We start from the raw sequence: 24,298 nt of genomic DNA, 5'->3' as shown, positions 1-24,298 counted from the left end.
CTTTACAGCAAACCGGCATGCTTAAGCGCTGCGCGGACAACCTCACGACCGTGGTCGGTGATAGGCGTCATCGGCAGACGCAGCGTATCGGTTGCTACAAGTCCCAACTCCTTACATGCCCATTTGACCGGGATCGGATTGGGTTCGACAAATAGTTTGTTGTGTAACGGCATCAGACGCTGGTTGATCACGCGCGCTTCGGCATAATGCCCTTGAGCCGCCAGTTTGCACATATCGGCCATATCGCGCGCCGCTACGTTGCTGGTAACGGAAATCACACCGTGACCGCCAAGCTGCATAAAGTCCATCGCAGTGGCATCGTCGCCGCTCAGCAGGATAAAGTCATCTGAAACCAGCTCTTTGATCTGGTGAACGCGACTTAAGTTCCCTGTTGCTTCTTTAATACCGATAATATTTTTAATTTTCGCCAGACGACCCACGGTTTCCGGCAGCATATCGCAGCCGGTGCGCGACGGCACATTATACAGAATTTGCGGCAGGTCAGTATGTTCAGCGATGGCTTTAAAATGCTGGAACAGGCCTTCCTGGGTCGGGCGATTGTAATAAGGGGTAACGGTCAGGCAGCCCACTACGCCGCTGTCGTTAAAACGTTGCGTCAGGCTGATGGCCTCTGCGGTTGCATTTGCACCTGTTCCGGCAATAATCGGGATGCGCCCGTCAGCCAGCTCCAGGGTCAGCATAACCACATCGCCGTGTTCATCGTGGCTCAGCGTGGCGGATTCACCGGTAGTCCCTACCGAAACAATCGCCGAGGTTCCATTGGCGACATGATAATCAATCAGTTTTTTCAGGCTTGACCGGCAGACTTTACCTTGCGAATCCATCGGCGTGACAAGCGCGACAATACTTCCCGTGAACATGGGCCATCCTCTGTGCAAACAAGATTCTCAATGGTACGTGCGGTGCTGTAAGAAAAGCAAGAGACCTGAGGCTCTGTGGCGGTTGTATGCCGGTTTTTTTTATGCTTTCCTTATGATTACCTCATGTTTGACAGGAAGCACAGGTTTGACAGCCTCATCACAACATTTTTTGGTTATCACTGCGCTGGGGGCCGACAGGCCTGGCATTGTGAACACAATCACACGCCACGTCAGTAGCTGCGGCTGTAATATTGAAGACAGCCGTCTGGCCATGCTGGGGGAAGAGTTCACGTTCATTATGCTGCTTTCCGGGTCATGGAACGCCATTACGCTCATTGAATCGACGTTGCCGCTGAAAGGTGCTGAACTGGATTTGCTGATCGTCATGAAACGCACCGAAGCCCGCCCGCGCCCTGAAATGCCAGCCACCGTTTGGGTGCAGGTTGAAGTCCCTGATTCGCCGCATCTGATTGAGCGTTTTACCGCGCTTTTTGATGCACACGCGATGAATATCGCGGAGCTGGTTTCCCGCACACAGCCTGGCAATGACGCGGGCGCACCACAGCTGTTTATTCAGATAACAGCGCATAGTCCGGCGTCGCAAGACGCATCAAATATTGACCAGGCGTTCAAAGCCCTATGTACAGAACTGAACGCACAAGGCAGTATAAACATCGTCAACTATTCACAGCATGATGAACAGGATGGAGTTAAGTAATGAATCCACTGAAAGCCGGTGATATTGCACCGAAATTTAGCTTGCCGGATCAAGACGGAGAACAAGTAAATTTGGCCGACTTCCAGGGACAGCGTGTTCTGGTCTATTTCTACCCGAAAGCCATGACACCAGGCTGTACTGTCCAGGCTTGCGGCCTGCGCGATAACATGGATGAGTTAAAGAAAGCGGGTGTGGAAGTGCTGGGTATCAGCACCGACAAGCCAGAAAAACTCTCCCGTTTCGCCGAAAAAGAGCTGCTCAACTTTACGCTGCTTTCTGATGAAGACCATCAGGTCTGCGAAGCATTTGGCGTCTGGGGTGAAAAGTCGTTTATGGGCAAAACCTATGACGGCATCCACCGTATCAGCTTCCTTATTGATGCTGACGGTAAAGTCGAGCATGTGTTTGATGATTTCAAAACCAGCAATCACCACGATATTGTGCTCGCCTGGCTGAAAGAAAACGCCTGATCGCCACACCTTCCTCTTAGGGCTGCCCGACCGGGTCGCCCTCCACCTTCACTGCAATATTTGAACTCCATCACATTTTGTTTTCCCCGCTCGTCACTCGTGTCGACAGGTTATTTTTCGTTCTGACCTGACCATCACTTTTGTTCGCCCTCACGCCGCAATTAAATACAACTAATTGAAATTTAATCAATTTTAATCCTGGCACATCTTATGCTTAAGCAGGCTCAACGTTTTAGCTTTTCTTTCAAGGAGCCGACATGAACCGCTTTGTGATTGCCAATCCCGAGTGGTGTATAGGATGCAATACCTGCCTTGCTGCGTGTTCGGATGTGCATAAAATTCAGGGGTTGCAGCAGCATCCCCGGTTGACGCTGGTGCGAACGGAAACCCAAACCGCACCGGTTCTCTGCCGCCACTGCGACGATGCCCCCTGCAAACAGGTGTGCCCGGTCAACGCCATTTCGTTTCAGGATGACGCTGTGTATCTCAATGAAACGCTGTGTATTGGCTGCAAATTGTGTGGGTTGGTGTGCCCCTTCGGCGCCATCACTCCGTCCGGCAGTCGTCCACTGAATATTCCCGCCCGCTACGAGCACCACATTCCTGAGGAGCAATTACGGGATGTCCCCGGCAGTGCGCAAACGGATCACCCCTTTTTACGCTGGAACGCAGGTGTGCAAACCATCGCTGTGAAATGCGATCTGTGCCACTTCCTGCCTGAGGGACCTTCCTGCGTGCGCGCCTGCCCAACAAACGCGCTGCATCTGGTGACCGACGTCTCCCTGCATAAACAGCTCAAAACACGCAGAGAGCTGGCCGCCCTCAGTTCGACAGATCTGACTTTTGCTTCCCTTCCCTCATCGTCGGAGCAACGCTAATGGATGCCCTGCAATTACTGATGTGGTCAATTGTGCTATACGTTGCCGGCGGGGTCGCCTCACTGTTGCTTGCCCGCCAACAAGCGCTGGCGATCAAGGTCGCGGGGATTTCCGCGATGATCGGCGGCGCGCTTGGCGTACTCAGCGCGCTGGCAGCGCTCAGCGTTGGAGAACCCTTAAGCTGGCAGGCCGCAGGTCCGTTCAGCTTTGCGCATTTCGTTGTCCGCATGGACAGCCTCAGCGCCTTTATGGTGCTGGTGATCTCCCTGCTGGTCACGTTCTGCGGACTCTACTCCCTCTCTTATGTGCGTGAGTATCTCGGCAAAGGACCTGGGGCGATGGGATTCTTTATGAACCTGTTTATCGCCTCAATGGTCGGGCTGGTGGTGATGGATAACGCCTTCTGGTTCATCGTGCTGTTTGAAATGATGTCCCTCGCGTCGTGGTTCCTGGTGATCACCGACCAGGATGAAGAGTCGATTCACGCCGGGCTGCTTTACTTCTTTATTGCCCATGCCGGTTCCGTGCTGATCATGATCGCCTTCTTCCTGATGTGGCGGCAGAGCGCCAGCCTGGATTTTGCCAGCTTCCGCACCTTATCGCTGACGCCCGGCACGGCATCGGCGGTCTTCCTGCTGGCCTTCTTTGGCTTCGGCGCAAAAGCGGGGATGTTGCCGTTACACAGTTGGTTACCGCGTGCACACCCGGCAGCGCCTTCGCATGCCTCGGCACTGATGTCCGGTGTGATGGTTAAAATCGGTATTTTCGGCATCATCAAAGTCGGCATCGATCTGCTTGGTCATAGCGGCATTCCGTTGTGGTGGGGCGTACTGGTGCTGGCGTTTGGCGCGGTCTCTTCGGTGCTGGGCGTGCTGTACGCCCTGGCGGAACACGATATCAAACGCCTGCTGGCGTGGCACACCGTTGAGAACATCGGCATTATCCTGATGGGCGTGGGTGTCGGTATGGCGGGCATTGCGCTGCACCAGCCGGTGATCGCCGCCGTCGGCTTATTGGGCGCTCTGTTTCACCTGCTTAACCACGCGCTGTTCAAAGGACTGCTGTTTCTCGGTTCCGGGGCCATTATCTATCGTCTGCATACGCGCGATATGGAGAAAATGGGCGCGCTGGCCAAACGCATGCCGTGGACAGCAGGCGCATTTCTGGTGGGGTGTCTCGCCATTTCCGCCATGCCGCCGCTCAACGGGTTTATCAGCGAGTGGTACACCTATCAGTCTCTGTTTTCACTGACCCGCATTGACGCCATCATTCCACGCCTTGCCGGCCCGATTGCCATCGTGATGCTGGCGATCACCGGGGCGCTGGCAGCAATGTGCTTTGTCAAAGTGTACGGTGTCAGTTTTTGCGGCAATCCCCGCAGCGAAAAAGCCGATCAGGCGCGGGAAGTGCCCTGGCCGATGGTCGTCGCTATGTGTGCGCTGGCGCTGCTGTGCGTATTGACCGGCGTCGGCGCAAGCGTTGTTGCGCCGCATCTGATGCAGATTGTCCTTACGTTAACCCCTCCCGCCACGCTGGCGGTGGCCCAGGGCGCAACGCTGATTCCCGGCGATGTGCAGCAAGCCATGCTCACACCATCGACGGTGTTCCTGTTGTTGTTAGTACTGCCACTGCTGCCCGCCGTATTGTGGTATGTCAATCGCCAGACGCGCGGGGCATATCGCCGCAGTGGTGATGCCTGGGCTTGCGGTTACGCGTGGGAAAAAGGCATGGCCCCGTCGGCAGGCAGTTTCACCCAACCATTACGGGTGATGTTCGGCCCGCTCTATCGCCTGCGCCAACAGCTCGATCCGGCGCAACCGCTCCAGCGAAGCCTTGGCGGCATTACCCAGGCGGCAACCCGCACGGAACCGTTCTGGGACGAGAAAATTATCCGCCCGTTGGTGCGTATCACCCGGCGTATTGCACAGGTTGTACAGCATCTGCAAAGCGGAGATTTCCGGCTCTACTGCCTGTATATGATCGCCGCGCTGGTGGCCCTGTTGCTGACGATTGCGCTGTAAGGAGAGAAGACAATGTTAGAACAGACGTCTGCATGGTCAATGGGGGTCTTCGCCCTTTGTCAGGCAATTCTGCTGCTGGCGCTGACCCCGCTATTTACCGGTATTTCCCGCCAGATCCGCGCACGCATGCACTCCCGCCGCGGGCCGGGCATCTTGCAGGATTACCGCGACTTACAAAAACTGCTGAAGCGCCAGGCGGTCGCACCAGCCTCATCCGGGCTGATGTTTCGCGCCATGCCGTGGGTGCTGCTCAGCAGCATGTTGCTGGTGGCGATGACACTGCCGCTGTTTATTCGCACCTCGCCTTTCGCCGGGGCGGGCGATTTGATCACCTTAATTTACCTCTTCGCCCTGTTCCGTTTCTTCTTTGCGCTCTCCGGGCTGGATACCGGCAGCCCCTTCTCCGGGCTTGGCGCCAGCCGCGAACTGACGTTGGGCATTCTGGTTGAACCGATGTTGATCCTCTCGTTACTGGTGCTGGCCCTGCTGGCCGGTTCCACCAACATCAGCACTATCAGCACGACGCTGGCGGCGGGCTGGATCTCCCCGGTAGCGACGTTGCTGGCATTGCTGGCTTGTGGGTTCGCCTGTTTTATCGAGATGGGCAAGATCCCCTTCGATGTGGCGGAAGCCGAACAAGAGTTGCAGGAAGGGCCGCTCACCGAATACTCCGGTGCGGGCCTGGCGCTGGTGAAATGGGGCGTGGGCCTGAAACAAGTGGTGATGGCCTCCCTGTTCCTCGCGCTGTTTTTCCCTTTTGGTAATGCCGTCACCCTGAGCATCGGCGCAATGGTGCTGTCGCTGGTCATCACGCTGCTCAAACTGCTGGTGGTGTTCACGCTGGCGTCGCTGGTGGAAAACGCGCTGGCGCGCGGTCGCTTTTTGCTGACGCATCACCTGACCTGGCTCGGCTTCAGTCTGGCTGCGCTGTCATACGTTCTCTGGCTAACCGGTTTGTAAGGAGCACTGGAACATTATGGAAACTCTCGCTCTGACGACGCTGCTGTTGCCCTTTGTTGGCGCGCTGGTCGTCTCTCTGGCGCCCCGGCAAACCGCTCCGCGACTGGCGACCCTGTTTGCGCTGCTGGCGACCGTTGCAACGCTTTCGCTGGCGCTGAATTTCTACACTGCGGGCAGCGAAACCGTCGACATCCCGCTATTGGCGGCAGGACGGGTGGCGCTGTTCGGTTTGCTGGTTGACCGCATCAGCACGTTGATTCTGTTTGTAGTGGTATTTCTCGGCCTGCTGGTAGCGCTCTACTCCACCGGTTACCTGACCCGCGGCAACCGCGAGCATCCGCATGACGGCAGCAACCGTTACTACGCGTTTTTACTGATTTTTATCGGTGCGATGTCCGGTCTGGTGCTCTCCTCCACGCTGCTGGGGCAATTGCTGTTTTTCGAAATCACCGGCGGATGTTCCTGGGCGCTGATCAGCTACTACCAGAGTGAAAAAGCCCAGCGCTCAGCGATGAAAGCGCTGCTTATCACCCACGTCGGGTCACTGGGTTTGTATCTGGCGGCCGCCACGCTGTTTCTCAATACCGGCACCTTTGCACTGAGCGCCATCAGCCAGTTACAGGGCCCAGCTGCGTATCTGGTGTATGGCGGCATCCTCTTTGCCGCATGGGGTAAATCAGCCCAGTTGCCGTTGCAGGCCTGGCTGCCGGACGCCATGGAAGCGCCAACCCCGGTCAGTGCGTACTTACATGCCGCGTCAATGGTGAAGGTCGGCGTCTATATTTTTGCCCGCGCCATCGCTGAGGGCGGTGAAATTCCTCATGTTATAAGTTGGGTTGGCGTGGGAATGGCGACCCTGACGCTGGTGTACGGCTTTTTAATGTACCTGCCGCAAAAAGACATGAAGCGCTTACTGGCATGGTCGACCATCTCGCAGCTGGCGTGGATGTTCCTTGCCTTGTCGCTTTCTACCTTCGGTTCGAAGATGGCGTTCAACGCGGGGATTGTTTACATCTTCAACCATGCGTTCGCTAAAAGCCTGTTCTTCCTCGTTGCCGGCGCGCTCAGCTACAGCTGTGGCACCCGTCTGCTGCCACGTTTGCGCGGCGTGATGCACACACTGCCGCTGGCGGGCATCGGCTTTTGCGTGGCCGCCCTGGCGATCACCGGCGTTCCGCCTTTCAACGGTTTCTTCAGTAAGTTTCCGCTCTTTGCCGCCGGGTTCTCCCTTTCCAGCCAGTACCCGATTCTGCTGCCGGTGATGATACTGGCGCTGGTGGAATCGGTCGCCAGCTTCGGCTGGTTTATTTACTGGTTCGGGCGTGTGGTACCGGGTGAACCCAGCGAAGAGGTGGCGCAGGCCGCGCCACTGCCCTACGCCATGCAGCTGGTGCTGGTGGTTCTGATTGTGATGTCGCTGTGCTCAAGCGTGATTGCTTCGGCGTGGCTTGGATAAGGGAGTCGATGATGACCGGAACATTGATAGTCAACAATCTGGCGGGGTTGATGATGTTTACCTCGCTGCTGGTCACCAGCGCCAGACGCTATTCCGTCTCCTGCTGGTTGTATGCCCTGCAATCGCTGGTGCTGGTGTCCCTCTTTTTTACCCTCTCGCAGTTACTCCATGCAGAGCAGTTGCTGATGTGGTCGTTTAGCGCCTTTTTCACCAAGGTGCTGCTGGTGCCGCTGATCATGGGTTATGCGTTTCGCAAAATGGCGCCTGATGGCGAAGGCGGCAGACTGTTCGGCCCGGCCGCGTTGGTGCTGATGGCCGCTGCCATCGTACTGCTGTGCTGGTTTGTGGTGCGCCCGGTGCAGTTGCCGATAGTCGCGCAACTGAAACCGGCGCTGGCGGTTGCCCTTGGTCATTTTCTACTGGGGTTACTGTGCATCATTAGCCAGCGCAACATCCTGCGTCAGGTGTTTGGCTACTGCCTGATGGAAAACGGCTCGCATCTGGTGCTGGCACTGCTGGCCTGGCGTGCACCGGAGCTGGTAGAGATTGGCATCGCCACAGATGCCATTTTTGCCGTGATCGTGATGGCGTTGCTGGCGCGCAAAATCTGGCGTACCCACGGCACGCTGGATGTTAACAATCTCACCGCGCTGAAGGGGTAACGCCATGAGTCATGCCTTGATGTTCACGCTGTTGCTGCTGACGCCGCTGGTGGTCTCCGTGCTCTGTTTCACCTGTCGCCTGAGCGGCGCAGCAGCCCGTAATCTGGTGACCACTGTCCACACGTTTGGGATCACTATCCTATTGTTTATTGCCCTGTGGACGGTGGCGGAGGCGGTAGGCGAAGGTGAAATTTTCGCGGCACATCGCTGGCTGCACATTGACAGCCTCAGCGGGTTATTCCTGTCATTGCTGGGCATTATCGGTTTTCTTACCGGTCTCTACTCCATAGGTTATATGCGCCATGAGGTGGATCACGGCGAAATCACCGTTCCCACGCTGTGCAACTATTACGGCTTCTTTCACCTGTTTTTGTTCACCATGTTGCTGGTGGTCACCAGCAATAACCTGATTGTGATGTGGGCGGCCATTGAAGCCACTACCCTCAGTTCGGCGTTTCTGGTGGGAATTTACGGTCAGCGTTCGTCGCTGGAAGCCGCATGGAAATACATCATTATCTGTACCGTTGGCGTTGCGTTTGGCCTGTTCGGCACGGTGCTGGTTTATGCCAACGCTGCCAGTTTTATGGCACAGCCAGATCATGCGATTTTCTGGACCGAAGTGCTGAAAGAGAGCAGCAAACTGGATCCGACGTTAATGGTGCTGGCTTTCGTCTTTGTGCTGATAGGCTTCGGCACCAAAACCGGCCTGTTCCCGATGCATGCCTGGCTGCCGGATGCGCACAGTGAAGCCCCCAGTCCGGTCAGCGCCCTGCTATCGGCGGTGTTGCTGAACTGCGCGCTGCTGGTATTGATCCGTTATTACATCATCATCTGCCATGCGATTGGCGATACCTTCCCGAACAGGCTGCTGCTGATATTTGGCATGCTGTCGGTGGCGGTGGCGGCGTTCTTTATCCTCGTGCAACAGGATATGAAACGCCTGCTGGCCTACTCCAGCGTCGAGAACATGGGGCTGGTGGCGGTGGCGCTGGGTATTGGCGGACCGCTCGGTATTCTGGCGGCGTTGCTGCATACGCTGAACCACAGTCTGGCCAAAACATTGCTGTTCTGCGGTTCAGGCAACGTGCTGTTGAAATACGGCACCCGCAACCTGGATGTGGTGTGCGGCATGCTAAAAGTGATGCCGTTTACGGCGGTACTGCTTGGCGGCGGCGCACTGGCGCTGGGCGGCATGCCCCCCTTTAACATCTTTCTTAGCGAGTTTATGACCGTCACCGCAGGCCTGGCGGCGGAGCACCTGGTCGTCACTATCGTGCTGTTGCTGTTGCTTACGCTGGTGCTCGGTGGGCTGGTGCGCATGGTCGCCAAAGCGCTGTTCGCGACGCCGCCGCAGCAAGTCGCCACCGGTGAACTCGGCTGGCTGACTACCCTGCCAATGGTGATTTTACTGGTGATGATGCTGGTGATGGGAACGCATATTCCGCAGCCAGTCAGCCGCTTACTGGCCAACGCGTCCAGCCTTGTTCTGTCCGGCAACGATCAACCATCCACCCCATTTAGCTGGCTGTGGGCCTCGTTTGAGACCACCGCCGCGCCCGTAACGTCACCGCGTGTTCAGGGAGAGTGAAAGTGAGTTATTTAGCCAGTGTGAATCTGCAACAACCCCGCGGCACAGCCTGTCTTGCTGCATTAAAACAACAGTTCCCCGGCGCGGTGCTGGATGAAGAGCGTCAGACCTTTGAACAGGTCACCATTACGGTGAAACTCAATCTGTTGCCGGATATTGTGCACTATCTTTACTACCAGCATGACGGCTGGCTTCCGGTGCTGTTTGGTAATGATGAACGGACCCTGAACGGCCACTACGCGGTCTATTACGCCCTGTCGATGGAAGGGGCGGAAAAGTGCTGGATCGTCGTCAAAGCGCTGGTGGACGCGCAAACCCGTGAGTTCCCGTCGGTGACGCCACGCGTACCGGCGGCGGTATGGGGCGAGCGCGAAATCCGCGATATGTATGGCCTGATCCCGGTGGGTCTGCCGGATCAACGCAGGTTGGTGCTGCCAGATGACTGGCCGGATGATTTGCATCCGCTGCGCAAAGACACCATGGATTATCGCCTGCGTCCGGAACCCACCAGCGAGACGGAAAACTACTCGTTTGTTAACGATGGCGGCAGCTCGGCGCGCATTGTCCCCATTGGGCCGCTGCACATTACCTCTGATGAACCCGGTCACTTTCGTCTGTTCGTTGACGGGGAACGGATTGTCGATGCCGACTACCGCCTGTTCTATGTGCACCGCGGTATGGAAAAACTGGCGGAAACCCGGATGGGCTATAACGAGGTCACGTTCCTCTCGGACAGGGTGTGCGGGATTTGCGGGTTTGCCCACAGCGTGGCCTATACCACCTCGGTGGAAAATGCCCTCGGCATCGTTGTGCCACAACGTGCGCACACCATCCGCTCAGTGCTACTGGAAGTGGAGCGCCTGCACAGCCATCTGCTGAATATCGGCCTTTCCAGCCACTTTGTCGGCTTCGATACTGGGTTTATGCAGTTTTTCCGCATCCGTGAAAAATCAATGACCATGGCGGAGTTGCTGACCGGCTCGCGTAAAACCTACGGTCTTAACCTGATTGGCGGCATCCGTCGTGACATCCTGAAAGAGCAGCGCGTGAAGACCATTCAATTGGTGAAAGAGATGCGCGCGGAAGTCTCACAACTGGTGGATATGCTGCTCTCCACGCCCAACATGGCGCAGCGCACCCAGGGCGTTGGTGTGCTTGATCGTCAGGTCGCGCGGGATTACAGCCCGGTCGGCCCGCTGATCCGCGGCAGCGGTTTCGCCCGCGATTTACGCTTCGATCATCCCTATGCCGATTACGGTAGCCTGCCCAAAACCCTGTTCACCTGGCCGGATGGCGACGTGTTCTCCCGCGTGATGGTGCGGGTAAAAGAGGTGTTCGACTCGCTTTCGATGATCGAGTTTGCCCTCGATAACCTGCCTGATACCCCGTTGCTCACAGAAGGCTTCAGCTATCAGCCGCATAAGTTCGCCCTCGGCTATGTTGAAGCGCCGCGTGGCGAAGATGTGCACTGGAGCATGCTGGGTGATAACCAGAAGCTGTATCGCTGGCGTTGCCGTGCGGCGACCTACGCTAACTGGCCGGTGCTGCGCTATATGCTGCGCGGCAATACCGTTTCCGATGCGCCATTGATTATCGGCAGTCTCGATCCCTGTTACTCCTGTACCGACCGGGTCACGCTGGTCGACGTGCGCAAACGTAAATCGACCACGGTGCCCTATAAAGAGATCGAACGTTACGGCATTGAACGTCGCCATTCGCCGCTGAAGTAAGGAAAGAAACGATGCTGAAATTGTTGAAAACCATCCTCAGGGCGGGCGAAGTCACGGTGAAATACCCGTTCGCGCCGCTGGAGGTTTGCCCGGGATTTCGCGGTAAACCGGAGCTGGATCCCCAGCAGTGCATCGCCTGTGGGGCCTGCACGACCGCCTGCCCGGCGAATGCGCTAACTATGGAAACCCTCGCCGACGAGAACAGTCGCACCTGGCAACTGTTTATTGGCCGCTGTATTTATTGCGGACGCTGCGAAGAGGTGTGCCCGACACGCGCTATCCACCTCTCTGAAGAGTTTGAACTGGCAGTGACCAACAAAGCGGATTTGTATGTGCGGGCCACTTTTCGCTTGCAGCACTGTAGCAGGTGCGGTGTGCCTTTCGCACCGGAGAAATCCGTTGCGCTGGCGGTGGAGTTGCTGACCCTCAATCAGAATGCCCCTGAACTTGCCGACACACTCCGCGCTCAGGCCTCTATTTGCCCGGCGTGCCGACGTCGCGACGCACTGGAGCACCGCGGCAGTGTCAATGTTCATTACTATCTTGAGGAGCAAGCATGAGTTCCGATCTCAAGGTGCTGACCCAGCATGTCAGCCAGCCGGTTCAGCTTGATGAATCGGCACAGAAAATCAAACAATTGCTACTGCGCGACATCCAGCGCTCCGCCTATGTTTACCGCGTTGACTGCGGTGGCTGTAACGGCTGTGAAATCGAAATCTTCGCCGCTATCACCCCGCTGTTTGATGCGGAGCGTTTTGGTATCAAGGTGGTAGCGTCACCGCGCCATGCCGACATTTTGCTGTTTACCGGCGCAGTCACGCGCGCCATGCGTATGCCAGCCCTGCGCGCCTGGGAGGCGGCTCCAGATCATAAAATCGCCATCTCTTATGGCGCATGCGGCGTGGGCGGCGGGATTTTTCACGATCTTTACTGCGTGTGGGGCGGCAGCGACACCATCGTGCCGATTGACGTGTGGATCCCTGGCTGTCCACCCACCCCGGCGGCGACCATTCATGGTTTTGCGGTTGCATTGGGTTTACTGGAGCAAAAACTGCACGCGGTTGACCACCAGCAAGCAGTCAACGAAGTCGCCAGCGTACGCTGGCCCTCCCTGCCACTGGCGCTACGCGTGACTATGGAGAGAGAAGCGCGGCAACTGGCGGGATACCGTCAGGGGCGTGAAATCGCCGATCGCCTGTTTACACTGTTGAGCAATGGCGATCCGAACCAGAGCACAGCACGCGTTAACGCCTGGCTTCAGCAGGCTGACGATCCGCGACTGACGGCGATTGTGCAGCAACTGATGCAGGTACTGGAGCGCAGCCATGTCTGACAATCCGGCAAAAGTGATGTTCTGGGCACTGCGGCAAAAGTTTGTCGATGACAGCGTGGAGCTGGAAGAGAAGAGTCGCCAGGTCATGTATTACTCGCTGGCGATTGGCCATCACGTCGGGGTGATTGATTGCCTGAATGTTGTGCTGGAGTGTCCGCTCACCGACTACCAGCAGTGGCTGACGCTGCTGGAAGAAGGAACCGCGCGGCGCAAAATGCAGGGACTGCTGACCTTTGGCGAAATCATCATAGATGCCAGCCACATTGACACACTGGCGCCCGCGTTTGCTGCACTGTCGAAAACCGCCCCCGAGCCGTGGCGGGGATGGAGCCTGCAAATAGTGCAACATTTGCAGGATATGGCCCATGAACCGGCACTCTATCTGATGGTGCGGGTGCTCAATTAGGGGTATTCAGGCAATTAATGCCAGGACGATGACTTATACGTGAAGCTTGTAACACTACGAAAATAGGGGATATTGTACTATCCATACTCACTTTGAGGGATAGCGGGTAAATCTGGAAGGGCGACGTATCCATGATCTTACAAGATAATTTGCAGGCTTCACTACTTCGGGCATTTATCCCGCTGCCGCCCCCCTTCAGCCCCATCCAGTACATCGAATTATGTCTCAATAACACGCACTTCTGGCGCTGCTTCGATGATGGCAGCGTCGAGTGCAGCGATCATGCCTACAACGGAAAAATCAGCGACAGTTCAGTGCATATCGCCCTGCTTAATGAGGGCGAGGTTGTGGAGCTGCGTTTTGTGCGCACCGACAATGGCGTATTTAATGACGCCGACAACGCCATGTTCGCATGGCTGGCGCGGCTGGCGACTCAGGCGCTGGAAGAGCAGTGCTCGCGAGCGCAACTGAGCCAGTCGGTGGCACAGCTCCAGGAAGAGCGCGATCACGACCGGGTGTTGGTGGATATCACCAACTCGGTGTTGTCGCACCTTGATCTTGATGAACTGGTTGCTGATGTTTCCCGGGAGATCCATCGTTTTTTCGGTATTGATAATGTCCGTATCGTCCTGCGCGACACCCTGCACGCACGCCAGTTGATTTGCCATGCCACCCACTTTCCCACCTGCCCGCCGGGTACCGAACAGTACCCGCTGCGTAATGAAAGCCCGTTGCTACTGGCGGCGCTAAACGACCATCGCAGCGCTTTACTGCGCCGGGAGCAGGATGAAGCGCTCTGGCAAAACGATCCGGTATTACAGCAACTGGCGGTTCAGGAACTGGACGCTGCGCTGATTTTACCGCTGGCGTTCAGCCATAAATCCACTGGCGTCCTGCTGCTGTCGCATCGGGATAACAGCGTTTTTAATGAGCAAAACTGTCGATTGCTGCAACAGATCGCCGACAGAATTGGCATCGCCGTCGATAATGCCGACGCGTATCGCCAGGTCACGCATCTGAAAGAGAACCTGAACAGTGAAAACCGTAAGCTGAACGAGCAAATTTTCTCCAGCCAGAGCTTCGGCGACATCATTTACCAGAGCGATGCAATGCGCGACGTGCTCCAGCAGGTCAACATTGTGGCGCTGAGCGACAGCACCGTATTGATCCTCGGCGAGACAGGAACAGGCAAAGAGATCATCGCCCGCGCCCTGCATCAGATGAGCCCACGTAAAGACAAACCGCTGGTGAAAATAAACTGCGCCGCCATTCCCGCCAGCCTGCTGGAAAGCGAGCTGTTTGGTCACGACAAAGGGGCGTTTACCGGCGCGATAAATGCCCACCGCGGGCGTTTTGAAATGGCCGATGAAGGGACGCTATTTCTGGATGAAATTGGCGATATGCCCCTCGAACTGCAACCGAAGCTGCTGCGTGTATTACAGGAGCGGGAGATCGAACGCATTGGCGGCACCCGCACCATCCCGGTCAACGTACGGGTGATAGCCGCCACCAACCGCGACCTGCGCCAGATGGTAATTGACCGGGAATTTCGCAACGATCTCTTCTACCGCCTGAATGTGTTCCCGCTGGTGCTGCCCCCCTTGCGTGAGCGACCGGACGACATTCCTCTACTGGCACGCTACTTCACACAAAAACTGGCGCGCCGCTTAAACCGCACTATCGACACCATTCCTCCGGACACGATGCGCCAGTTGATGCGCTATGAGTGGCCCGGCAACGTGCGCGAACTGGAAAATGTGATTGAACGCGCCGTACTGCTGGCGCGCGACAATACCCTGAGTCTGCATTTGCATGCTCAACCGGTAAGCATGGTGCAGCCCGTGGCACACGATCCCTTCCCGTTTACCCTGCCAAAAGTGGCGGAGATGATGCATCCGGAGCCGCCGGAAAATGACGAAGAAGAACGCCAGCGGATCATCCAGGTGCTGCGAGAAACCAACGGTATTGTCGCCGGGCCGCGCGGTGCCGCCTCGAAACTCGGAATGAAACGCACTACCCTGTTATCCCGCATGCAGCGCCTCGGTATTGCCGTGCGCGAAGTGCTGTAACCCTTCCTCCGTTATGTGAAGTCGTTAACGATCTCCCGATTACCGCTGGTATGCGCTATGCATATGACCGCGGGTATCTCACTTATGTGCATTGAATCAGGAGAATCAAATGGATACCGGCAACGCGTTTGACCTGCGACTTCCTGCGGAAATGGCAAAAGTCGCCGAACAATCTGGTCTGTATAAAGTCACTAAAAAGAAAGAGCTGTCGTTTTTTCTCGCGGTCACGGCAGGGGTATTTATCTCGATTGCGTTTGTGTTCTATATCACCGTCACCAGCGGGCCGGCCCCCGCCAGCGCGCTGGCAAAACTGGCGGGCGGACTCTGTTTTTCCCTTGGGTTAATACTGGTGGTGGTCTGTGGCGCCGACCTGTTTACTTCCACTGTGCTGACGGTAATGGCAAAAGCCAGTGGGCTGGTGAGCTGGCGGCAACTGATCGTCAACTGGATCATCGTCTATTTTGGCAACCTGACAGGCGCGCTGTTTTTTGTTGCGCTGATTTGGTTTGCCGGTCAGACCATGAACGGCAACGGGCTATGGGGATTGAATGTGCTGCAAACTGCCGATCATAAAATGCACCACACGTTTATTGAGGCGGTCTGTCTGGGGACGCTGTGCAATTTGATGGTCTGCCTGGCAGTATGGATGAGTTACTCCGGCCATACGCTCACGGATAAAGTGATGGCGATGCTGTTGCCGATCGGCATGTTTGTCGCCAGCGGCTTTGAACACAGTATCGCCAATATGTTTCTGATCCCACTGGCGATCATCATTCGCGATTTTGCGCCAGAGGGCTTCTGGAGCGCCGTACATACCTCGCCGGATAATTTCCCGGCGCTGACCGTCGGCAACTTTATTACCGCCAATCTAATTCCGGTGACGATTGGGAATATTATCGGTGGAGGGCTGCTGGTGGGCATCACCTACTGGATTATCTATCTGCGCAACCAGAACGCTGCACATTAATTCGACTTCCGGGCGGCGCTGCGTGCACCGTCCGGCATCTTTACTCTTCGATAGCCGGTGAGTCCGGCCAGGCGTGGATCACCGCTTTGATCAGCGTGGCGAGAGGAATGGCGAAGAAAACGCCCCAGAATCCCCACAGCCCGCCGAAAATGATCACCGACAGGATGATCACCAACGGGTGCAGGTTGACCGCTTCAGAAAACAGCACCGGCACCAGCAGGTTGCCATCCAGTGCCTGGATAATTAAATAGACCGCGAAACAGCTCCAGAACTCGGTACCCAGGCCAAACTGGAACAGCGCCACGCCAATGACCGGAATGGTCACCACAAACGCACCGATGTAAGGGATCAGTACCGAGAACCCCACCAGCACCGCCAGCAACAAGGAGTAGTTGAGACCAAACAGAATAAAGCCAATCCACGTGGCGACACCGACCACCACCATCTCCAGCGCTTTACCGCGGATATAGTTGGTGATCTGCTGGTTCATCTCCTTCCATACCTGCCCCGCCAACCCGCGATTGCGCGGCAGTATACGGCGCACAGCATTAAGAAGCTGCTCTTTATCCTTAACAAGGAAGAAGACCATCAACGGCACCAGTACCAGGTAAACCGCCAGCGTTAACAGTCCGACCAGCGAGGCAAGGGAGTATTTGACCACGGAGTCGCCCATCGTCAACATACGTGAACGCATATTCTCCGCCATCGCATCGATAATGCCGGCATCCATCAACGCCGGGTAACGACGCGGCAGAGTCGCGGCAAAATCAGAGAGTTTGTTCAACATGCCGGGCATATCACGGATCAGATTGATGCCCTGCTGCCAGGCTACGGGCATGACCACAAACGCCATCACCAGCAGAATGCCGACAAACATCATCAATACCAGCGTGGCAGCAAAGCTGCGCGAACAGCCGATGCGTTGCAGACGCGCGGTGGGCCACTCCAGCAGATAGGCGATGACCAGCGCCACCAACAGGGGCGCAAGCAGGCCGCTAAAAAAGAAGAGGATACAGAAACCCGCAAGGAGAATGACCAGCAGTGCAATTGCCTCCGGATCGCTAAAACGGCGGCGATACCACTGCATCAACATTTCGAGCATAACGTTTTTTCTTGAGCCTCGTTGGCGGGAGTTAAGGAGTGGAATTGTATCGAAATGTCACAAAAAAGACTTCGCTTTTCGTATCCTTTCGGGGAAACATAACATTCTGCTGAATGGGATTTTCTTCACCTGCCAACGCGGCTACACTCGCAAAGCGGGAAAACCGGAACGAAGACCCCGAATACCGGTCATAATACTACCCCCCAAACACAGGAAGAGGTTATGTTCAGGCAGTTGAAACGCACGCTGGTCGCCACCCTTATTGCTGCACTTGCCACAGGCCCGATAACCATGGCGTTTGCAGATTCGGCAGACAGCCTGCCGGATATGGGAACATCCGCCGGAAGCACGCTCTCCATCGGACAGGAGATGCAAATGGGCGACTACTATGTTCGCCAGTTGCGAGGCAGCGCGCCGCTGATTAACGACCCGCTACTGGTTCAGTACATCAACGGGCTGGGGATGCGTCTGGTAGCCCATGCGGACTCGGTAAAAACGCCCTTCCATTTTTATCTCGTCAATAACGACGAAATTAACGCCTTCGCCTTTTTTGGCGGCAATGTCGTGCTGCACTCCGCCCTGTTCCGCTACGCGGACAACGAGAGCCAGCTCGCATCGGTTATGGCACACGAAATTTCTCACGTTACGCAACGCCACCTGGCGCGCGCGATGGAAGACCAAAAACGCAGCGCGCCGTTGACCTGGGCCGGAGCGCTCGGCTCAATTCTGCTGGCAATGGCCAGCCCGCAAGCCGGGATGGCGGCGTTAACCGGTACGCTGGCGGGTACGCAGCAAGGGATGATCAGCTTTACTCAGCAGAACGAACAGGAAGCAGACCGTATTGGGATTCAGGTACTGCAACGCGCCGGTTTCGATCCACAGGCGATGCCTACCTTTCTGGAAAAACTCCTCGACCAGTCGCGTTACTCCACCCGTCCGCCGGAAATTCTGCTGACGCACCCCTTACCGGAAAGCCGTCTCTCGGATGCCCGCAACCGCGCCAACCAGATGCGTCCGGTGGTGGTGCAATCCTCCGAGGCGTTTTATATGGCGAAAGCCAGGGCGTTAGGAATGTACAATTCCGGGCGCAATCAGTTGACCAGCGACCAGCTTGACGCCTGGGCGAAAGGCAATGTGCGTGAGCAGCGCGCCGCACAATATGGCCGGGCGTTGCAGGCGATGGATGCGAAAAACTACGCTGATGCCGCCAAAAACCTGCAACCGCTGCTCAGCGCCGATCCTGACAATGCCTGGTTCCTCGACCTGGCAACCGACATCGATTTAGGCCAGCACAAAAGCGCCGATGCCATTAAGCGTCTGAATGCCGCCCGTGAGGTAAAAACCAACCCGGTATTGCAGCTCAACCTGGCGAATGCCTTGCTCGAAGGCGGTCAGCCCGCAGAAGCGGAGCGCATCCTGAACCGTTATACCTTCAGTAATAAAGAGGATGTGAACGGCTGGGATTTGCTGGCGCAGACCGAAGCCGCGCTGAATCACCGCGATCAGGAACTTGCTGCGCGGGCGGAAGGTCTGGCGCTGGTGGGTAAACTGGATCAGGCGATAAGCTTACTGAGTAACGCCAGCGCGCAGGTGAAACTCGGCAGCCTGCAACAGGCGCGTTACGATGCGCGAATTGATCAGCTACGGCAGATGCAGCAGCGTTTCAAACCGTATCAGAAGATGTAATAAGGAGAAAAGATGTCAGACGGCGTACAAATTTACCATAACCCGCGTTGCTCAAAGAGCCGTGAGACGCTGAACCTGCTGAAAGAAAACGGCGTAGAGCCGGATGTGGTGCTCTATCTGGAAACGCCGCCGGATGCGGCAACCGTGCGTAGGTTATTGCAGATGCTGGGGATGTCCAGCGCACGGGAACTGATGCGAACAAAAGAAGATCTTTATAAAGAATTGAAACTTGGCGACAGTACGCTGTCTGAGGAAGCACTGGTTCAGACGCTGGTGGAGAATCCGAAGCTGATTGAACGCCCGATTGTGATTGCCAACGGTAAAGCGCGGATTGGTCGCCCGCCGGAGCAGGTACTGGCAATTTTATAACGCGCCCAGGCCGGAGGAAGTGGCACGAGTCCGGCCGGGTATTACAGCTTGAGGATCTCTTTCACGAACGGAATGGTCAGCTTGCGCTGCGCGGTAATGGACGCGCGATCCAGCTCGTTCAGCGTATCAAACAGGGTACGCATCTCCCTATCCAGCCGCTTGAGCAGAAAACGGCCCACGTCTTCCGGCAGTTCAAAACCCCGTAAGCGAGCACGCAACTGCAATGCCTGCAATTTATCTTCATCAGAGAGCGGTTGCAGCTTGTAGATTTGCCCCCAATCCAGCCGCGAAGCCAGATCCGGCAACCCAAGGTTAAGCTGGCGCGGAGGACGATCGCCGGTGATCAGCAACCGGGTTTTTCCCGACTCCAGAATGCGGTTATAGAGGTTGAAGATCGCCATCTCCCACAGCTCATCGCCAGCGACGCATTCGATATTGTCGATGCAGACCAACGAAAGTTGCTCCATCCCTTCCAGCACATCCGGCACAAACCAGGTGCGCTTATCCAACGGCACGTAACCCACGGCATCGCCGCGCTGGGAGAGTTCAGCACAAGCAGCATGCAGCAAATGGCTGCGCCCCGCGCCTTCACGCGACCAGATATAGATGTATCCGCTGTGTGCCTGGCGCAGAACATTTTGCAACGCCGCCAGTAAAGAGGGGTTATCACCCGGCCAGAAACTCGCGAAGGTTTCGTCATCGGGTAAATATAATGGCAGGGAGAGCTGTGCCGGTGTGTTCAGAGGGACCTCAACAGGGCTTACAAAAAACGCAGTGAGTTTATCATAAAATCCCGTTCGGTTTGAACCGGGCGTGAAACCCGGCTCAACCCCACGTAAAAATTACTTCGTTACGTCACTGTCTGGCGCATCCAGCACCACTTCTTCCGGGCGCAGCACGCTAATCAGTTTGAAGATCAGGCTCAGGCAGATCCCCACAATGGTCGCCAGCGCCATGCCTTTCAGCTCTGCCGCACCAATGTGCACTTTCGCCCCGCTCACACCGATAATCAGGATAACGGACGTCAGGATCAGGTTTTGCGCTTTGCTGTAATCCACTTTGGATTCGATCAGCACGCGGATACCGGACGCGCCGATAACCCCGTACAGCAGCAGCGAAACGCCGCCCATCACCGGTACCGGAATGATCTGGATAGCCGCCGCCAGTTTACCTACGCATGAGAGCAGAATGGCGATGATCGCCGCACCGCCAATCACCCAGGTGCTGTAGACGCGGGTGATTGCCATCACACCGATGTTCTCACCGTAGGTGGTATTTGGCGTAGAACCGAAGAAGCCGGAAATCACCGTCGACAGGCCGTTAGCAAACATCGAGCGATGCAGGCCCGGATCGCGAATCAGATCTTTTTTGATGATATTCGCTGTGACCACCAGGTGACCAACGTGCTCGGCAATCACCACCAGCGCCGCAGGCAGAATGGTAAAAATTGCAAACCACTCAAAACGCGGGGTGTAGAAGGTCGGCAAAGCGAACCAGTGCGCTTGCGCAATCGGCGTGGTGTCGACAACGCCCATCGCGAACGAGAGCGCATAGCCCGCCAGCACACCGATCAGGATCGGAATAATGGCCATAAAACCGCGGAACAGCACGGAACCAAACACCGTCACGCCCAGTGTTACCAGCGAGATGATCACGGTTTTGGAATCCGCAGACTGCCCTTCTGCAGGCAGCAGACCGGCCATGTTTGCCGCCACGCCCGCCAGCTCCAGACCGATGACCGCAACGATTGCGCCCATCGCAGCAGGCGGGAACATCACGTCCAGCCAGCCGGTACCTGCTTTTTTCACAATAAAGGAGACCAGACAGAACAGCACGCCGCACATGATAAAACCGCCCAGTGCCACTTCGTAACCCAGCGGCAACAGCAGCAACACCGGCGAGATAAAGGCGAAGCTGGAGCCTAAATATGCCGGGATTTTCCCTTTGCAAATAAAGATGTACAGCAGTGTCCCGATACCGTTAAACAGCAGCACGGTGGCCGGGTTAATGTGAAACAGGATTGGCACCAGCACGGTTGCGCCAAACATGGCGAACAAGTGCTGTAGACTAAGCGGGATGGTTTGCAAAAGCGGTGGTCTTTCACTTACCCCGATAGCACGGCGCGTCATAGTGTTTTCCTCTGAGTGTTGTTGTGTATCTCCCCGTCCTTAACGGCGGGCAGTGTTTTGAATCCCAAAAAAAAGCCGACTATCAAAGTCGGCTTTCGATTTTTAAGCAATTACTTCGTACCAAAGATTTTATCGCCGGCATCGCCGAGGCCCGGAATAATGTATCCGTGCTCGTTGAGGCCCTTATCGATCGACGCGGTGTACAGTTCCACGTCCGGGTGCGCTTTTTCCAGCGCCGCCAGACCTTCCGGTGCAGCAACCAGCACCAGCACTTTGATGCTGTGGCAGCCCGCTTTTTTCAGCAGGTCAATCGTGGCGATCATCGAACCGCCGGTTGCCAGCATCGGGTCAACCACCAGCGCCATACGCTCGTCGATATTGGACACCAGTTTCTGGAAATACGGCACCGGCTCCAGCGTCTCTTCGTTACGGTAGATGCCGACCACGCTAATGCGCGCGCTCGGTACATGCTCCAGCACACCTTCCATCATACCCAGACCTGCGCGCAGGATTGGCACAACGGTGATTTTCTTCCCTTTAATTTGCTCAACCTGGACCGGCCCGTTCCAGCCTTCGATGGTCACTTTTTCCGTTTCGAGGTCCGCAGTCGCTTCATACGTCAGCAGGCTGCCCACTTCCGAGGCGAGTTCACGAAAGCGTTTGGTGCTGATGTCGTTCTCTCGCATCAGACCCAGCTTGTGTTTGACGAGTGGGTGTTTTACTTCCACGATCTTCATACTCTTCTCCTTTCCCCAGACAGGTGGCAGCCACAAAAAAAATCGCCGGATTATACCGCTTTTTTTCCGTTGCGCTACAGGCAGGCGCTTGATCACGATCAATCAGACTGGAAAAGAGTATATCGTAAGAATCCTCAGCGCCCTGAAATAATGGACTCGCAAACGTTTGCCTTGGCTGTTAGAATTGCGCCGAATTTTATTTCTACCGCAAGTAAACGCGTGGGGACTGAAGCAGTGACCGATAAAACCTCTCTCAGCTACAAAGATGCCGGTGTTGATATCGACGCGGGCAATGCTCTGGTTGACCGAATCAAAGGCGTGGTGAAGAAAACCCGCCGACCTGAAGTGATGGGCGGTCTGGGTGGCTTCGGCGCGCTGTGCGCTCTGCCGCAAAAATATCGTGAGCCAGTACTGGTTTCCGGCACTGACGGCGTAGGCACCAAGCTGCGTCTGGCGATGGATCTGAAACGTCACGACACCATTGGCGTCGACCTGGTGGCGATGTGCGTGAACGACCTGGTGGTACAGGGTGCAGAGCCGTTGTTCTTCCTGGATTATTACGCAACCGGCAAGCTGGATGTCGATACAGCGGCCAGCGTGATCAACGGCATCGCCGAAGGGTGTCTGCAATCCGGTTGTGCGCTGGTCGGCGGTGAAACAGCAGAAATGCCGGGCATGTATCACGGTGAAGATTACGACGTAGCCGGTTTCTGTGTCGGCGTGGTGGAAAAGTCAGAAATCATCGACGGTTCAAAAGTGATCGACGGTGATGTGCTGGTAGCGCTGGCCTCCAGCGGTCCGCACTCCAACGGTTACTCCCTGGTACGCAAAGTGATCGAAGTGAGCGGTTGCGATCCGCAAACGACACAGCTTGAAGGCAAACCGCTGGCCGATCACCTGCTGGAACCAACGCGCATTTATGTGAAATCCGTGTTGGAGCTGATTGCAAGCGTAGATGTACACGCCATTGCGCACCTGACCGGCGGCGGCTTCTGGGAAAACATCCCGCGCGTACTGCCAGACAACACCCAGGCGGTCATCGACGAGTCATCCTGGCAGTGGCCGGCTGTGTTTAACTGGTTGCAAAGCGCGGGCAACGTCAGCCGCCATGAAATGTATCGTACCTTTAACTGCGGCGTCGGGATGGTGATTGCACTGCCAGCGGCTGAAGCAGATAAAGCCATCGCACTACTGAACGCTAAAGGTGAAAACGCGTGGAAAATCGGTATCATCAAAGCATCCGATTCCAGTGAGCGCGTGGTCATTGAATGAAAAATATCGTGGTGCTGATTTCCGGTAACGGAAGCAATTTGCAGGCAATTATCGACGCCTGCGAACAGAAGAAAATCAACGGCACCCTGCGGGCGGTATTCAGTAATAAGGCCGATGCGTTCGGCCTTGAACGTGCGCGGGAAGCAACAATTCCCGCACATGCCCTCACAGCAGACCAGTTCGCCAGTCGCGATGCTTTCGATCGCGAACTGATGCTGGAAATCGACGCTTATGCGCCGGATCTGGTGGTGCTGGCGGGTTATATGCGTATCCTCAGTCCGGCATTTGTCTCCCACTACGCCGGGCGTCTGTTGAATATCCACCCTTCCCTGCTGCCGAAATATCCCGGTCTGCACACGCACCGTCAGGTACTGGAAAATGGCGATGAAGAGCATGGCACCACCGTGCACTTTGTCACCGATGAGCTGGACGGCGGCCCGGTGATTTTGCAGGCAAAAGTGCCGGTGTTCGATGGCGATACAGAAGAGGAAATCACCGCACGCGTTCAGGCGCAGGAACATGCCATTTACCCGTTGGTGGTGAGCTGGTTTGTCGAGGGTCGCCTGAAGATGGAAAACAACGCCGCCTGGCTGGATGGCGTCTGCTTACCGCCGCAGGGCTATGCGGCTGACGAATAACGTCTCTGCTACATCACTTATGCCGGATAGCGTCTCCGTCTTATCCGGCTTGTTTATCCCTTCCCCGCTGTATTTTCATCACCTTAAGTCAGAAAAAAGAATACTGTCATACTTTTTTGGCACAGTTGGACATCTGGTGGCAAAGCTCGCCATAATAAGTTGTGTCATACGAAGGAACGCCAGCAACGTTCACCTGTAAGCCGGGCGCCGCGAGAGCGAGATGGAC

General features: G+C 56.1%; 23 protein-coding genes. 18 read left to right on the top strand and 5 right to left on the bottom strand.

Annotated features, from left to right (window positions below; translation table 11 throughout):
* Positions 1 to 2: 2 nt before the first annotated feature.
* Positions 3 to 881 carry a 4-hydroxy-tetrahydrodipicolinate synthase gene (gene dapA, locus O9K67_RS06880; protein ID WP_061493762.1) on the bottom strand — a complete coding sequence of 293 codons (879 nt, stop codon included), beginning with the start codon at positions 879 to 881 and terminating at the stop codon, positions 3 to 5.
* Between the two features lie 145 nt (positions 882 to 1,026).
* Here dapA and O9K67_RS06875 point away from each other — a divergent pair, with 145 nt between their 5' ends.
* The 14 genes from O9K67_RS06875 (at position 1,027) to focA (ending at position 16,139) form a co-directional block, all read left to right on the top strand.
* The gene (locus tag O9K67_RS06875) at positions 1,027 to 1,599 is read left to right on the top strand and encodes a glycine cleavage system transcriptional repressor (RefSeq protein WP_061493761.1); all 573 of its coding nucleotides are present in this window, start codon (positions 1,027 to 1,029) and stop codon (positions 1,597 to 1,599) included.
* Positions 1,599 to 2,069: a thioredoxin-dependent thiol peroxidase gene (bcp, locus tag O9K67_RS06870; RefSeq protein ID WP_061493760.1), complete on the top strand. Its 471-nt coding sequence runs from the start codon at positions 1,599 to 1,601 to the stop codon at positions 2,067 to 2,069. The genes O9K67_RS06875 and bcp overlap by 1 nt, the downstream gene beginning before the upstream one ends.
* A gap of 257 nt (positions 2,070 to 2,326) precedes the next feature.
* Positions 2,327 to 2,947, top strand: a complete 621-nt coding sequence (locus O9K67_RS06865) for a 4Fe-4S dicluster domain-containing protein (RefSeq protein WP_061493759.1) — start codon at positions 2,327 to 2,329, stop codon at positions 2,945 to 2,947.
* Positions 2,947 to 4,968, top strand: coding sequence for a hydrogenase 4 subunit B (gene hyfB, locus O9K67_RS06860; protein ID WP_061493758.1), 2,022 nt, complete (start codon positions 2,947 to 2,949; stop codon positions 4,966 to 4,968). The genes O9K67_RS06865 and hyfB overlap by 1 nt, the downstream gene beginning before the upstream one ends.
* Positions 4,969 to 4,980: 12 nt before the next feature.
* Positions 4,981 to 5,928, top strand: a complete 948-nt coding sequence (locus O9K67_RS06855; RefSeq protein ID WP_061493757.1) for a respiratory chain complex I subunit 1 family protein — start codon at positions 4,981 to 4,983, stop codon at positions 5,926 to 5,928.
* Between the two features lie 16 nt (positions 5,929 to 5,944).
* Positions 5,945 to 7,384, top strand: coding sequence for a hydrogenase 4 subunit D (locus O9K67_RS06850; protein WP_061493756.1), 1,440 nt, complete (start codon positions 5,945 to 5,947; stop codon positions 7,382 to 7,384).
* 11 nt (positions 7,385 to 7,395) lie between these two features.
* Positions 7,396 to 8,046, top strand: coding sequence for a hydrogenase 4 membrane subunit (gene hyfE, locus O9K67_RS06845; RefSeq protein ID WP_061493755.1), 651 nt, complete (start codon positions 7,396 to 7,398; stop codon positions 8,044 to 8,046).
* 4 nt (positions 8,047 to 8,050) lie between these two features.
* The gene (gene hyfF, locus O9K67_RS06840) at positions 8,051 to 9,634 is read left to right on the top strand and encodes a hydrogenase 4 subunit F (protein WP_061493754.1); all 1,584 of its coding nucleotides are present in this window, start codon (positions 8,051 to 8,053) and stop codon (positions 9,632 to 9,634) included.
* 20 nt (positions 9,635 to 9,654) lie between these two features.
* A complete protein-coding gene (locus tag O9K67_RS06835; protein WP_088238245.1) occupies positions 9,655 to 11,364 on the top strand; it encodes a hydrogenase large subunit in 1,710 nt (569 codons plus the stop codon).
* Between the two features lie 11 nt (positions 11,365 to 11,375).
* Positions 11,376 to 11,924, top strand: coding sequence for a hydrogenase 4 subunit H (hyfH, locus tag O9K67_RS06830; protein ID WP_061493752.1), 549 nt, complete (start codon positions 11,376 to 11,378; stop codon positions 11,922 to 11,924).
* The gene (locus O9K67_RS06825; RefSeq protein ID WP_061493751.1) at positions 11,921 to 12,697 is read left to right on the top strand and encodes an NADH-quinone oxidoreductase subunit B family protein; all 777 of its coding nucleotides are present in this window, start codon (positions 11,921 to 11,923) and stop codon (positions 12,695 to 12,697) included. Before hyfH ends, O9K67_RS06825 begins: the two co-directional genes overlap by 4 nt.
* Positions 12,690 to 13,103 carry a formate hydrogenlyase maturation HycH family protein gene (locus O9K67_RS06820; protein ID WP_061493750.1) on the top strand — a complete coding sequence of 138 codons (414 nt, stop codon included), beginning with the start codon at positions 12,690 to 12,692 and terminating at the stop codon, positions 13,101 to 13,103. The genes O9K67_RS06825 and O9K67_RS06820 overlap by 8 nt, the downstream gene beginning before the upstream one ends.
* Positions 13,104 to 13,234: 131 nt before the next feature.
* The gene (locus tag O9K67_RS06815; protein WP_082794143.1) at positions 13,235 to 15,172 is read left to right on the top strand and encodes a sigma 54-interacting transcriptional regulator; all 1,938 of its coding nucleotides are present in this window, start codon (positions 13,235 to 13,237) and stop codon (positions 15,170 to 15,172) included.
* Positions 15,173 to 15,281: 109 nt separating this feature from the next.
* On the top strand, positions 15,282 to 16,139 hold the full coding sequence (focA, locus tag O9K67_RS06810; RefSeq protein ID WP_061493748.1) for a formate transporter FocA: 858 nt from the start codon (positions 15,282 to 15,284) through the stop codon (positions 16,137 to 16,139).
* Positions 16,140 to 16,179: 40 nt separating this feature from the next.
* Here focA and O9K67_RS06805 read toward each other — a convergent pair whose 3' ends face one another.
* Positions 16,180 to 17,241 carry an AI-2E family transporter gene (locus tag O9K67_RS06805; RefSeq protein ID WP_061493747.1) on the bottom strand — a complete coding sequence of 354 codons (1,062 nt, stop codon included), beginning with the start codon at positions 17,239 to 17,241 and terminating at the stop codon, positions 16,180 to 16,182.
* Between the two features lie 222 nt (positions 17,242 to 17,463).
* On the opposite strand from O9K67_RS06805, the gene bepA reads away from it, so the two are divergent.
* Complete coding sequence (bepA, locus tag O9K67_RS06800) at positions 17,464 to 18,927, top strand: beta-barrel assembly-enhancing protease (protein WP_061493746.1); 1,464 nt, start codon at positions 17,464 to 17,466, stop codon at positions 18,925 to 18,927.
* A gap of 12 nt (positions 18,928 to 18,939) precedes the next feature.
* Positions 18,940 to 19,296 carry an arsenate reductase (glutaredoxin) gene (arsC, locus tag O9K67_RS06795; RefSeq protein ID WP_061493745.1) on the top strand — a complete coding sequence of 119 codons (357 nt, stop codon included), beginning with the start codon at positions 18,940 to 18,942 and terminating at the stop codon, positions 19,294 to 19,296.
* 41 nt (positions 19,297 to 19,337) lie between these two features.
* Here arsC and O9K67_RS06790 read toward each other — a convergent pair whose 3' ends face one another.
* The 3 genes from O9K67_RS06790 to upp all read right to left on the bottom strand — a co-directional run bounded on the left by O9K67_RS06790 (position 19,338) and on the right by upp (position 22,162).
* Complete coding sequence (locus O9K67_RS06790) at positions 19,338 to 20,039, bottom strand: DnaA inactivator Hda (RefSeq protein ID WP_071889908.1); 702 nt, start codon at positions 20,037 to 20,039, stop codon at positions 19,338 to 19,340.
* A gap of 99 nt (positions 20,040 to 20,138) precedes the next feature.
* Positions 20,139 to 21,425: a uracil permease gene (gene uraA / locus O9K67_RS06785; RefSeq protein ID WP_061493743.1), complete on the bottom strand. Its 1,287-nt coding sequence runs from the start codon at positions 21,423 to 21,425 to the stop codon at positions 20,139 to 20,141.
* A 110-nt stretch (positions 21,426 to 21,535) separates the two neighbouring features.
* Positions 21,536 to 22,162 (bottom strand): uracil phosphoribosyltransferase, encoded by a 627-nt coding sequence (gene upp, locus O9K67_RS06780; RefSeq protein WP_061493742.1) that lies wholly within the window; start codon positions 22,160 to 22,162, stop codon positions 21,536 to 21,538.
* Between the two features lie 234 nt (positions 22,163 to 22,396).
* On the opposite strand from upp, the gene purM reads away from it, so the two are divergent.
* Together purM and purN are read left to right on the top strand one after the other, a co-directional pair.
* Positions 22,397 to 23,434: a phosphoribosylformylglycinamidine cyclo-ligase gene (gene purM / locus O9K67_RS06775; protein ID WP_061499829.1), complete on the top strand. Its 1,038-nt coding sequence runs from the start codon at positions 22,397 to 22,399 to the stop codon at positions 23,432 to 23,434.
* The gene (gene purN / locus O9K67_RS06770) at positions 23,431 to 24,072 is read left to right on the top strand and encodes a phosphoribosylglycinamide formyltransferase (protein ID WP_061493741.1); all 642 of its coding nucleotides are present in this window, start codon (positions 23,431 to 23,433) and stop codon (positions 24,070 to 24,072) included. The genes purM and purN overlap by 4 nt, the downstream gene beginning before the upstream one ends.
* Positions 24,073 to 24,298: the final 226 nt, after the last annotated feature.

The organism is Kosakonia oryzendophytica, assembly GCF_027886705.1.
In the GTDB taxonomy this organism is placed as follows: domain Bacteria; phylum Pseudomonadota; class Gammaproteobacteria; order Enterobacterales; family Enterobacteriaceae; genus Kosakonia; species Kosakonia oryzendophytica.
Note: the sequence above shows the minus strand (reverse complement) of the source record. Positions and strands in the feature narration are given on the sequence as shown.

Coding starts and splice junctions, on each gene's coding strand:
- hyfB (WP_061493758.1), top strand. CDS start 2,947: ATGGATGCCCTGCAATTACTGATGTGGTCAATTGTGCTATACGTTGCC.
- O9K67_RS06820 (WP_061493750.1), top strand. CDS start 12,690: ATGTCTGACAATCCGGCAAAAGTGATGTTCTGGGCACTGCGGCAAAAG.
- hyfH (WP_061493752.1), top strand. CDS start 11,376: ATGCTGAAATTGTTGAAAACCATCCTCAGGGCGGGCGAAGTCACGGTG.
- dapA (WP_061493762.1), bottom strand. CDS start 881: ATGTTCACGGGAAGTATTGTCGCGCTTGTCACGCCGATGGATTCGCAA.
- hyfF (WP_061493754.1), top strand. CDS start 8,051: ATGAGTCATGCCTTGATGTTCACGCTGTTGCTGCTGACGCCGCTGGTG.
- O9K67_RS06805 (WP_061493747.1), bottom strand. CDS start 17,241: ATGCTCGAAATGTTGATGCAGTGGTATCGCCGCCGTTTTAGCGATCCG.
- bepA (WP_061493746.1), top strand. CDS start 17,464: ATGTTCAGGCAGTTGAAACGCACGCTGGTCGCCACCCTTATTGCTGCA.
- bcp (WP_061493760.1), top strand. CDS start 1,599: ATGAATCCACTGAAAGCCGGTGATATTGCACCGAAATTTAGCTTGCCG.
- hyfE (WP_061493755.1), top strand. CDS start 7,396: ATGACCGGAACATTGATAGTCAACAATCTGGCGGGGTTGATGATGTTT.
- O9K67_RS06815 (WP_082794143.1), top strand. CDS start 13,235: ATGATCTTACAAGATAATTTGCAGGCTTCACTACTTCGGGCATTTATC.
- O9K67_RS06865 (WP_061493759.1), top strand. CDS start 2,327: ATGAACCGCTTTGTGATTGCCAATCCCGAGTGGTGTATAGGATGCAAT.
- purN (WP_061493741.1), top strand. CDS start 23,431: ATGAAAAATATCGTGGTGCTGATTTCCGGTAACGGAAGCAATTTGCAG.
- focA (WP_061493748.1), top strand. CDS start 15,282: ATGGATACCGGCAACGCGTTTGACCTGCGACTTCCTGCGGAAATGGCA.
- O9K67_RS06850 (WP_061493756.1), top strand. CDS start 5,945: ATGGAAACTCTCGCTCTGACGACGCTGCTGTTGCCCTTTGTTGGCGCG.
- upp (WP_061493742.1), bottom strand. CDS start 22,162: ATGAAGATCGTGGAAGTAAAACACCCACTCGTCAAACACAAGCTGGGT.
- arsC (WP_061493745.1), top strand. CDS start 18,940: ATGTCAGACGGCGTACAAATTTACCATAACCCGCGTTGCTCAAAGAGC.
- O9K67_RS06855 (WP_061493757.1), top strand. CDS start 4,981: ATGTTAGAACAGACGTCTGCATGGTCAATGGGGGTCTTCGCCCTTTGT.
- uraA (WP_061493743.1), bottom strand. CDS start 21,425: ATGACGCGCCGTGCTATCGGGGTAAGTGAAAGACCACCGCTTTTGCAA.
- O9K67_RS06825 (WP_061493751.1), top strand. CDS start 11,921: ATGAGTTCCGATCTCAAGGTGCTGACCCAGCATGTCAGCCAGCCGGTT.